This window comes from Enterobacter sp. 296B2 (assembly GCF_034106185.1).
GTDB lineage: Bacteria > Pseudomonadota > Gammaproteobacteria > Enterobacterales > Enterobacteriaceae > Enterobacter > Enterobacter cloacae_N.
Genome location: NZ_JAWNCA010000002.1, coordinates 181,280 through 192,280 on the forward strand (window position 1 = coordinate 181,280; position 11,001 = coordinate 192,280).

At 59.0% G+C, this 11,001-nt stretch carries 9 protein-coding genes; 3 read left to right on the forward strand and 6 right to left on the reverse strand.

The features are described 5' to 3' along the window. Positions 1-287: 287 nt before the first annotated feature. Complete coding sequence (gene dpaA / locus URZ40_RS02465; RefSeq protein WP_041911140.1) at positions 288-1,028, forward strand: peptidoglycan meso-diaminopimelic acid protein amidase; 741 nt, start codon at positions 288-290, stop codon at positions 1,026-1,028. Here the strand turns inward: dpaA and URZ40_RS02470 are convergent. Together URZ40_RS02470 and lpcA are read right to left on the reverse strand one after the other, a co-directional pair. After that, positions 999-1,766 carry a class II glutamine amidotransferase gene (locus URZ40_RS02470; RefSeq protein ID WP_028012073.1) on the reverse strand — a complete coding sequence of 256 codons (768 nt, stop codon included), beginning with the start codon at positions 1,764-1,766 and terminating at the stop codon, positions 999-1,001. The genes dpaA and URZ40_RS02470 overlap by 30 nt on opposite strands. Before the next feature lie 53 nt (positions 1,767-1,819). Then, entirely contained in the window at positions 1,820-2,398 is a 579-nt protein-coding gene (gene lpcA, locus URZ40_RS02475) for a D-sedoheptulose 7-phosphate isomerase (protein WP_003863232.1), read from the reverse strand. 239 nt (positions 2,399-2,637) lie between these two features. Here lpcA and fadE point away from each other — a divergent pair, with 239 nt between their 5' ends. After that, on the forward strand, positions 2,638-5,082 hold the full coding sequence (gene fadE, locus URZ40_RS02480; protein WP_048957586.1) for an acyl-CoA dehydrogenase FadE: 2,445 nt from the start codon (positions 2,638-2,640) through the stop codon (positions 5,080-5,082). 108 nt (positions 5,083-5,190) lie between these two features. After that, positions 5,191-5,961: an amidohydrolase gene (locus URZ40_RS02485; protein WP_041911141.1), complete on the forward strand. Its 771-nt coding sequence runs from the start codon at positions 5,191-5,193 to the stop codon at positions 5,959-5,961. A 76-nt stretch (positions 5,962-6,037) separates the two neighbouring features. Here URZ40_RS02485 and URZ40_RS02490 read toward each other — a convergent pair whose 3' ends face one another. From URZ40_RS02490 to URZ40_RS02505, 4 genes are read right to left on the reverse strand one after another with little or no spacing between them, the layout of a single operon-like run. Further along, positions 6,038-7,639 (reverse strand): gamma-glutamyltransferase family protein, encoded by a 1,602-nt coding sequence (locus URZ40_RS02490; protein WP_320719734.1) that lies wholly within the window; start codon positions 7,637-7,639, stop codon positions 6,038-6,040. 9 nt (positions 7,640-7,648) lie between these two features. Continuing rightward, on the reverse strand, positions 7,649-8,524 hold the full coding sequence (locus URZ40_RS02495) for an ABC transporter permease (RefSeq protein WP_116341735.1): 876 nt from the start codon (positions 8,522-8,524) through the stop codon (positions 7,649-7,651). A 2-nt stretch (positions 8,525-8,526) separates the two neighbouring features. After that, positions 8,527-9,468 carry an ABC transporter permease gene (locus URZ40_RS02500; RefSeq protein ID WP_028012068.1) on the reverse strand — a complete coding sequence of 314 codons (942 nt, stop codon included), beginning with the start codon at positions 9,466-9,468 and terminating at the stop codon, positions 8,527-8,529. Positions 9,469-9,486: 18 nt separating this feature from the next. Then, positions 9,487-11,001 carry an ABC transporter substrate-binding protein gene (locus URZ40_RS02505; RefSeq protein WP_316380309.1) on the reverse strand — a complete coding sequence of 505 codons (1,515 nt, stop codon included), beginning with the start codon at positions 10,999-11,001 and terminating at the stop codon, positions 9,487-9,489.

Below are 11,001 nucleotides of genomic sequence, written 5' to 3' on the forward strand. Positions count from 1 at the left end.
GTTTCCATAAACAACAATCCAGTGGGCGCGAAGTGTAACATTTTCCCCTTCTGACGGGCAGGTAATCCGCCGTCGGGCGCGCCAAAATGCGAGCTATTACGCAAAGTTCCTGGAGCCAGCGGGTATTTGATGGTTTATAAAGTAAAACTAATTTGTAAACTCACCGCCCGGCTCTTGCGAAAATCTATAGCGGTGCTAATGTGAGCGCTCCTAACAGAATAATCTGATTTCGGGTCTCTTTTGCCGTCCTGGCAAGTTGGTCATGGTTTTATCAAGGAACTAGTAGTATGCGTAAAATCGCATTGTTCATTGCGATGCTTCTGATTCCGTGCATGTCGTTTGCCGGGCTGCTCAGCAGCAACAGCTCCACGACGCCGATCAGCAAAGAATATAAACAGCAGTTAATGGGATCCCCGGTTTATATTCAAATCTTCAAGGAAGAGCGCACGCTCGATCTGTTTGTAAAAATGGGCGAGACGTATCAGCTGCTTGATAGCTACAAGATTTGTAACTATTCCGGCGGGCTGGGCCCGAAACAGCGTCAGGGCGATTTCAAGAGTCCGGAAGGGTTTTACAACGTTCAGCGCAACCAGTTAAAGCCGGATAGCCGCTTCTATAAAGCGATCAACATCGGTTTCCCGAACGCCTATGACCGTGCTCACGGTTATGAAGGGAAATACCTGATGATCCACGGTGCCTGCGTGTCTGTCGGCTGCTACGCGATGACCGATTCCGGCATTGATGAGATTTTCCAGTTCGTGACCGGCGCACTGGTCTTTGGGCAGCCTAACGTTCAGGTCAGCATCTACCCGTTCCGCATGACGGATGCCAACATGGCGCGCCATAAGTACTCTTACTACGCCGATTTCTGGAAACAGCTGAAGCCAGGTTATGACTACTTTGAGCAGACCCACAAACCACCAGTGGTCTCTATCGTCGATGGCCGTTACGTGGTCAGCAAACCGCTGAGCCACGAAGTTGTCCATCCACAGCTGGCGTCAAATTACACGGTCCCCGAGACAAAATAGCACCCACTCGCCTGGCATAATCTTTTGCCAGGTTTCGTTGCCCGTCAGCGGCTGCGTTGCAATGACTGTGACCACATCGTTGGGTGTGGTCTCTTTCTGAAAATCTATCTCCACATCCTGATCGAGCAGCGTAGCGACGCCAAACGGCGCGCGGCGCGTGATCCAGAAGAGATTCGTCGAGCAGAACGCCATCACGTAGCGCCCGTCAGACAGCAGCATGTTAAACACGCCTTTTTCTCGCAGTTCAGCGGCCAGCGTCGCGATGTATTTGAATACGGCGGCCATGTTGCCGGGCGTACGCGGATAACGTTCCGTCAGCTTATGCAGCAGCCAGCAGAAGGCCTTTTCACTGTCCGTTTCGCCAACCGGTCGGAAGTTCCCCGTCTCCAGCGACTTATAGCCCGTAAGCTGCCCGTTGTGCGCGTAGGTCCAGTTACGGCCCCACAGCTCACGGGTAAAGGGATGGGTATTTTCCAGTGCCACTTCGCCGCGGTTTGCCTGACGAATATGCGCGATCACCGAACAGGATTTAATGGGGTAATCCTGCACCAGTTTGGCAATCGGTGAGTTAAAGCTGGGCTGCGGATCTTTGAACGTGCGACACCCTTTGCCTTCGTAGAAGGTGATGCCCCAGCCGTCTTTGTGCGGCCCGGTTCCTCCACCGCGCTGAACCAGCCCGGTGAAACTAAAGCAGATATCGGTTGGCACATTGGCGCTCATCCCGAGCAGTTCGCACATAGATTACCTCCACTCCACAACTGCGGGGGGCGCTGGTGCCCCCCAGCGAAGCCTTACTTAACCATCTCTTTTTCGATCAACTGGATCAGGATGTGGATCACTTTGATGTGAATTTCCTGAACGCGGTCTGCATAGCCGAAGTGCGGAACGCGAATTTCGATATCCGCCGTACCGTCCATCTTACCGCCATCTTTACCGGTCAGGGTGATGACCTTCATCCCTTTTTCACGCGCGGCGGCGATCGCTTTGATCACGTTCGCGGAGTTACCGGAGGTAGAGATACCCAGCAGCACGTCGCCTTCACGGCCTACTGCCTCAACGTAGCGGGAAAAGATGTGGTCGTAACCGAAGTCGTTGCCTACGCAGGAGATGTGGCTCACGTCGGAAATCGCAATCGCCGGGTAGCCCGGACGGTTTTCGCGATAGCGTCCGGTCAGCTCTTCGGCGAAGTGCATGGCGTCACAGTGGGAACCGCCGTTACCGCAGGAGAGTACTTTGCCACCGGCTTTGAAGCTGTCGGCCAGCAGGACCGCTGCGCGCTGAATAGCGTGAATATTGGCATCATCTTTCAGAAAGTTCGCCAGCGTTTCCGCCGCTTCGTTCAGTTCGTTACGAATAAGATCCTGGTACATGAGGATAATCCTTCAGTATTGATGAAATAACACAGTGGAGTGTACCGGATAGCGGGAAAAGCGAGAAGCTAAAGCCATGCGAATCGTCCGGCGTTTTGATTTTTTGTGCCGGCGAAAACACGAACAATGTGAACCAGGTTGTAATTATTTTGTAAACACATTGCTAAAGGAATTCACATCAACTACAACCATATCATCACAAGTGGTCAGACCTCCTACAAGCAAGGGAGCTTTTCTTTATGATGATTTTGAGCATTCTCGCAACCGTTGTACTGCTCGGTGTGTTGTTCTATCACCGCGTCAGTTTATTCCTGAGCAGCCTGATTCTTCTGGCCTGGACGGCTGCGCTTGGCGTCGCAGGCCTCTGGAATATCTGGATTTTAGTCCCTCTTGCCATCATTCTTCTGCCGTTTAACCTGGCCCCGATGCGCAAGTCGATGATCTCCGCGCCGGTGTTCAAGGGCTTCCGTAAAGTGATGCCGCCGATGTCGCGCACGGAGAAAGAAGCGATTGACGCCGGTACCACCTGGTGGGAAGGCGATCTGTTCCAGGGCAACCCGGACTGGAAAAAGCTGCACAACTATCCACAGCCGCGTCTGACTGCCGAAGAGCAGGCCTTTATCGACGGCCCGGTGGAAGAAGCGTGCCGCATGGCAAACGACTTCGCTATCACCCACGAGATGGCCGACCTGCCGCCGGAGCTGTGGGCATACCTGAAAGAGCATCGCTTCTTCGCGATGATCATTAAGAAAGAGTACGGCGGTCTGGAATTCTCCGCTTACGCTCAGGCTCGCGTCCTGCAAAAGCTGGCGGGCGTCTCCGGGATCCTGGCGATTACCGTCGGCGTGCCGAACTCCTTAGGGCCGGGCGAGCTGCTGCAGCACTACGGTACGGAAGAGCAGAAAGATCACTACCTGCCGCGCCTGGCGCGCGGTCAGGAAATCCCTTGCTTCGCGCTGACCAGCCCGGAAGCGGGCTCCGATGCAGGCGCAATCCCGGATACCGGCGTAGTGTGCATGGGCGAATGGCAGGGCCAGCAGGTACTGGGCATGCGCCTGACCTGGAACAAACGTTATATCACCCTGGCGCCTATCGCCACGGTGCTCGGCCTGGCGTTTAAGCTCTCCGACCCGGAAAAACTGCTGGGCGGAGAAGAAGATCTGGGCATTACCTGTGCCCTGATCCCAACCTCTACTCCGGGCGTTGAAATTGGTCGTCGTCACTTCCCGCTGAACGTGCCGTTCCAGAACGGTCCGACCCGCGGTCAGGATATCTTCGTGCCGATTGACTACATCATCGGCGGCCCGAAAATGGCCGGTCAGGGCTGGCGCATGCTGGTTGAATGTCTGTCGGTGGGCCGCGGGATCACCCTGCCGTCGAACTCAACCGGCGGTCTGAAGTCGGTAGCGATGGGGATTGGCGCGTACGCCCATATCCGTCGTCAGTTCAAAATCTCCATCGGCAAGATGGAAGGTATCGAAGAGCCGCTGGCGCGCATCGCGGGCAACGCCTACGTGATGGACGCCGCTGCATCCCTGATTACCTACGGCATTATGCTGGGCGAAAAACCGGCCGTGCTGTCCGCGATTGTGAAGTACCACTGTACCCACCGCGCGCAGCAGTCGATTATTGACGCGATGGATATCGCAGGCGGTAAAGGCATTATGCTCGGCGAAGGCAACTTCCTGGCGCGTGGCTATCAGGGCGCACCGATTGCCATCACCGTGGAAGGGGCAAACATCCTGACCCGCAGCATGATGATCTTCGGCCAGGGGGCGATTCGCTGCCATCCATACGTGCTGGAAGAGATGGCCGCCGCGCAGAACAACGACGTGGATGCCTTCGACAAGCTGCTGTTCAAACATATCGGTCACGTGGGCAGCAACAAGGTGCGCAGCTTCTGGCTCGGCCTGACGCGCGGCCTGACCAGCGCAACGCCAACCGGGGATGCGACCAAACGTTACTACCAGCATCTGAACCGTCTGAGCGCCAACCTGGCTCTGCTGTCTGACGTCTCTATGGCAGTGCTGGGCGGTAGCCTGAAGCGTCGCGAACGTATCTCTGCCCGTCTGGGTGATGTGCTGAGCCAGATCTTCCTGGCCTCTGCGGTCCTGAAGCGCTACGACGACGAAGGCCGTCAGGAAGCGGATCTGCCGCTGGTGCATTGGGGCGTACAGGATGCAATGTATCAGGCGGAACAGGCGATTGACGACCTGCTGGCCAACTTCCCGAACCGCTTCGTGGCGGGCGCCCTGCGCGCGGTGATCTTCCCGACCGGTCGCCATCATCTGGCGCCGTCGGACAAGCTGGACCACAAGGTGGCGAAGATCCTGCAGGTTCCGAGCGCAACCCGCTCCCGTATCGGCCGCGGTCAGTATCTGGCGCCAACGCCGCATAACCCGGTGGGCCTGCTGGAAGAGGCGCTGCTGGACGTGATGGCCGCCGACCCGATTCACCAGAAAATTTGTAAACAGCTGGGCAAAAACCTGCCGTTTACCCGTCTAGATGAACTGGCGAAACAGGCGCTGGCTGGTGGCATTATCAATAACGACGAAGCTGCGCTGCTGGTGAAAGCCGAAGAGAGCCGTCTGCGCAGTATTAACGTGGATGATTTCGAACCGGAAGAGCTGGCGACGCAGCCGGTAAAGCTGCCGGAGAAGCACCGCAAACCTGAAGCGGCATAACCCGCTTCGCTCTGACAAACCCCGCCCGGTGCGGGGTTTTTTATTGCCACATTTTCTCGTAATGACGTGCTACAGTGTCAAAAAGGGGTCGTTTGAGGAGTCTGTATCGTGCCTGGTTTGAAGATTTCGATTTTGCAGCAGCCTTTAGTGTGGATGGATGGCCCTGCCAACCTGCGCCACTTTGATCGTCAACTGGAAGAAATTACCGGGCGAGATGTGATTGTCCTGCCGGAGATGTTTACCACCGGCTTCGCGATGGAAGCGGCTAAACAGTCGATGCCCCAGGAAGAGGTGGTCGCCTGGATGCATGCCAAAGCGCAGCAGACCAACGCGCTGATCGCCGGTAGCGCCGCCCTGCAGACGGAGCGCGGACCGGTGAACCGCTTCCTGCTGGTGGAGCCGGAAGGAAAAGTGCATTTTTACGATAAACGCCACCTGTTCCGCATGGCCGATGAACATCATCACTATGAAGCCGGTAACGAACGCGTGGTGTTTGAGTGGCGCGGCTGGCGCATCCTGCCGCTGGTCTGCTACGACCTGCGCTTCCCGGTGTGGTCGCGCAACCGGAACGATTACGACCTGGCGCTGTATGTCGCCAACTGGCCTGCGCCGCGCTCGCTGCACTGGCAGGCGCTGCTGGTGGCCCGCGCTATTGAGAACCAGGCGTACGTGGTGGGCTGTAACCGCGTGGGAACGGACGGCAACGGGCATCACTACCGCGGCGACAGCCGGGTGGTGAACCCGCAGGGCGAGATTATTGCCACCGCCGAGCCGCATCAGGCGACGCGCATTGATGCTGAACTGTCGTTAACGGCGCTGAAGGAGTATCGGGAGAAGTTTCCGGCGTGGCAGGATGCGGATCCGTTTAGCATTGGGTGAAATTTTCCCCTCACCCTGACCCTCTCCCCAAAGGGGAGAGGGGATTGTTCGCTGCTCGCATTAGGGGGATAAAACATTAACTCACTAACGCCTGCCCGTCTTTGCGGCTTTCCGTCGCGGCCACGTAGTGCCCTTCCGGCATGCGGTAAATCACCTGCGCTCCGCCGAAGTTGTAATCCTGGAGCGGATCTTCCACCACGATCTGATGCCCGCGCTCGCGCAGCGCCGCAATCGTATTGCGATCGAACGTCGATTCGACGAACACCTCCCTGCCCTGCACCACGCGCCAGCGCGGCGCGTCGATGGCCGCCTGCGGGTTTTGCCCGTGCAGCATAATGCGCAGTGCCATCTGCATGTGCCCCTGCGCCTGCATCGGGCCGCCCATCACGCCGAAGGACATCAGCGGCTGGCCGTTGCCGTCCATCGCAAAGCCCGGAATGATGGTGTGGAACGGACGCTTACTGCCCGCCAGCGCGTTCGGGTGATTCGGATCCAGCACAAATCCACAGCCCCGGTTTTGCAGGCTGATCCCGGTGTCCGGCACCACGATGCCTGATCCAAAGCCCATAAAGTTGGACTGAATAAACGAGACCATCATCCCGCTGTCGTCGGCGGTGCTGATGTAGACCGTGCCGCTCTGCGTCGGGGAGCCGTAGACAAAATCAGAGGCTTTATCGTGGTCGATAAGCGCCGCGCGCGACTTCAGATAATGGTCGCTCAGCAGCTCTTTTGCGGCGAACTCCATGTGTTCTTCATCCGCCACGTAGCGGTCGAGATCCGCCAGCGCCAGCTTCATCGCCTCGATGGACAGGTGAAGGGACTGCACGGAGTCCGGATGATGCTTCTCAATTCCGCACTGCTCCAGAATACCGAGCGCAATCAGCGTGGCGATCCCCTGGCCGTTTGGCGGCAGCTCCTGCACCGAGCCGCCCGCGAAGTCGCGCGACAGCATCTCGACCCAGTCCACGCGGTGGTTTGCCAGATCTTCAGCCGTCAGGTGCGCGCCGTGTTCTTTGGCAAAAGCAGCAATTTTCTGCGCCAGCTCGCCGCGGTAAAACGCGTCGCCGTTGGTTTTGGCAATAAGCTCCAGCGAATTAGCCTGCGCCGGGTTACGGAAGATCTCTCCTACGCGCGGAGCGCGGCCTTCCGGCGCAAAGCAGGCGCTAAAGCCCGGCTGATCTTTCAGCTTGTTATAGCCGCGCTGCCAGAGATGACCAATCAGCGGCGAGACCGGGAAACCGTTGCGCGCGTAGTCAATCGCAGGCTGCGCCAGCGTGGTCAGCGGCAGCGTGCCAAAACGTTCCGCCAGGGCAACCCAGCCGGACACTGCCCCAGGCACGGTCACCGCGTCCCAGCCGATTTCCGGTACCGCCGTTTTGCCGGCAAACAGATCCGCATGCCAGCTGGCCGGCGAGCGTCCCGACGCGTTCAGGCCGTGCAGCTTTTCACCATCCCAGACGATGGCAAAGGCGTCGCTGCCGATCCCGTTGCCGGTCGGCTCAACCACCGTCAGCGCCATCGCGGCAGCAATGGCCGCATCGACGGCGTTGCCACCCAGCTGCAGCATTTTCATTCCCGCCTGCGCCGCCAGCGGCTGCGACGTGGCAACGGCATTATGGCCCATCATCGGTGGGCGTCGTGAATCGTAACCGGACGTAAAATCAAGCGCTTTGGTCATCATGACTCCTTAGTCATGGCGCGGATCGAGCGCATCGCGCAGCCCGTCGCCAAGTAAATTAAAGCCCTGCACGGCAAGAAAAATCGCCACGCCGGGGAAAACAGACATCCACGGTGCCTGCTCAAGAAACCCTTTCGCGGTGTTGAGCATGGAGCCCCAGGACGGATTGGGCGGCTGCTGCCCCAGCCCTAAAAACGACAGGCTGGCTTCGGCGATAATCGCCGAGGCGATGGCCAGCGTGGCCTGCACCAGGATCGGCGACATCACATTTGGCAGAACGTATTTAATGATGATCCAGCGATCCGGCAGGCCAATCGCCCGCGCGCCGTCGATGTACTCTTCGTTGCGGATGGCGATCACCTGCCCGCGCGTCAGGCGGGCAAAGATCGGCATTGCCGAAAGACCGATGGCGATCATCGCGTTGGTCAGGCTCGGGCCCAAAAATGCCCCCAGCGCGATCGCCATGATCAGGAACGGACAGGCCAGCAGCGCCTCGATAAAGCGCGATATCACGCCGTCCCACATCTTCTGGAAGTAGCCCGCCACCAGCCCCAGCGGCACGCCGATGACCACGGCGATAACCACCGACATACAGCCCGCCATCAGCGAGGTGCGAGCCCCCCAGATAATGCGGGACAAAATGTCGCGTCCCAGCTCGTCGGTGCCGAACCAGTACATCGCCGACGGCGCTTTACGCACCGCCAGGAAGTTGGCTTTGACCGGATCGAACGGGGCAATCCACGGAGCCAGCAGCGCCACCAGCACAAAGAAGCCCACCACAAGCGCGCCAATCACCGCGCTTTTGTTGGCAAGGAATTTCTTCAGCACCCGGTTTTCCGCGCGCGGCAGCGCGGGCGCAACGGTTTGCGTCGTCAGTTCCGCCATCGTTAACCTCGCATTTTCGGGTTGATAAGGACGTAAAGCACGTCGGCCAGCAGGTTGAGCAGCAGAAAGCCGATCGCCACGATCAGCACCACGCCCTGCACCACCGCGTAGTCACGGTTGAACACCGAATCGACGATCATCTTGCCAAAGCCCGGAATGGTGAAGACCTGCTCGGTCAGCACCGCGCCGCCCAGCAGCTCGCCGAACAGCAGCGTGGTGAGGGTGATCACCGGTACCAGCGCGTTGCGAAACGCGTGCTTCAGGATCACCGCTTTCGGCAGCAGCCCCTTAGCCCGGGCGGTGCGGATATAATCTGCCTTCAGCACCGCAATCATCGACGCGCGGGTGTGGCGCATCAGCGTCGCCGCGAGGCCGGTTCCGAGCACGGACGCGGGCAACAGCAGCGTGCGCAGGTTCTGGAGCGGATCTTCACTGAACGGCACGTAGCCGGACGCGGGCAGCCACTGCAGGTTCACCGAGAAGACCAGAATCAGCAGGATCCCCAGCCAGAAGTGGGGGATCGAGATCCCCGAGATCGCCACGAAGTTCGCCCCGTGATCCACCCAGCTGTTTTTATTCACCGCCGCGAGGATCCCCATGCTAATACCAAACACCAGCGCGATAATCATCGCCAGCAGGGACAGCTCCAGCGTAACCGGCAGCTTGCTGGCGATAAGCTCAGTCACCGGTTCGTGCGTGCGTAAGGAGACGCCCAGATCGCCCTGCAGCGCCCGCGTCAGCCAGTGGAAATACTGCACAGGGATCGGCGCATCCAGGTTCAGCTCCGCGCGCAGCTGGGCGATCACCGCCGGGTCGCGCTCTTCCCCGGCCATGGCGATCAGCGGATCGCCGGGCAGCAGCTTTTGCAGGCCGAACACCATCATGCTCACCAGCAACAGCGTCGGGACGGCCAGCAGCAGACGTTTGCAAATCAGTTCCAGCATGGGTTCTCCTCAGGACTTTTATTTCGCCAGCGTCAAACCGGCCAGACGCACGATGCCGTCCGGGTACGGCTTAAAGCCCTGCACGCTTTTGTTCAGGCCAAAAATGCGCGGCTCGAAGTAGAGGTAGGCAATCGGCATGTCGGTTTGCAGCTGCTTCACCACCTTGTCATACAGCGGCTGGCGCGCGGCCTGGTCGGTGCTCTGGCGCGCCTGGGTCAACCACTCATCGACCTGAGCGTTGCTGTAGCGGCCGTCGTTCAGGGTACCTTTGCTGTGGATAAAGCCGTAGATGCTGCCGTCCGGGTCCGGGCGTCCCGACCAGCCGGAGAAGCTCAGCTGATAGTCACCGCTCTGCTGGCGATCCAGCAGCGTGGCGAATTCGGTCATCTGCAGGTTCAGCGTGAAGCCCGCCTCAGCAACCATCGCCTGCAGCACCTGTCCCACCTGCTGCGAGGTTGGGTTGTTCGGCACCAGCAGGTTGACGGTCAGCGGCGCGGTGACGCCTGCGGCTTTGAGCAGCGCTTTGGCCTTCTCGACGTCACGAGGTGGCACCGGCAGGTTGACATGATACGGGCTCACCGTAGAAAACGCCTGGTTTGCCGGGGTGTAGAGGCCTTCAAAGACCACCTGATTTAACGCCTCACGGTCGATGGCCTGAGAAAACGCCTCGCGCACGCGGGCATCCTTGAACGGATCGTTCGCCGGGACCTTGCCATTGTTGATGTTGAAGGTGATCCCCTGATAGCCCAGACCGGTTATCTTCGCCAGCGCCAGCTTGCTGTCGGCTTCGACGGTTTTAACGTCGCTGGCGGCGATGCCTTCGGTCAGATCGAGATCGCCCGCGCGCAGGTTCGCGAGGCGCACTGAGGCGTCCGGGATCGGCAGATAGATAATTTTGTCGAAGTGGTAGGCGTCTTTATTCCAGTAATTGTCGAAGCGGGTCAGAACAATGCGGTCCTGCGACACGCGGCTGTCGAACTTGTACGGGCCGGAACAGACCGGATGGGCGGCAAAGTCAGGCTTCTTCGCGGCTTCGGGTGCCATCATCGCGCCCGCACGGTCGGTAAGCTGCATCAGCAGCGCGGCGTCAGGGGTTTTCAGGTGCAGCGCAATCTGCATCGGGCCGGTGACCTCTACCGACTCCACGGAAGAGATCTCGCTTTTACGCAGGGAACCTTTGAGGGTCAGGGCGCGGTCAAGGTTGTATTTCGCGGCGGCGGCATCGAATTTTTCACCGTCGTGGAAGGTCACGCCTTCACGCAGATCCATGGTCAGGGTTTTTCCGTCTTCGCTCCAGGCCCAGGATTTCGCCAGACCCGGCACCACCTTCAGGTGCTCGTCGACGTCCACCAGCCTGTCGCACAGGGAGGCAAAGACGAAGCGGCCATAGTAGGTGCGCGCCAGATGTGGGTCGAGCATGTCCGGGTCTGCCCCCAGACCGATCCGCAGCACGCTTTCAGAATGGGCGGGCAGCGCCGCGCCAAGCAACATAACACTTCCCAGTACGGTCAAAAGAGAATTACGCATTGTCAT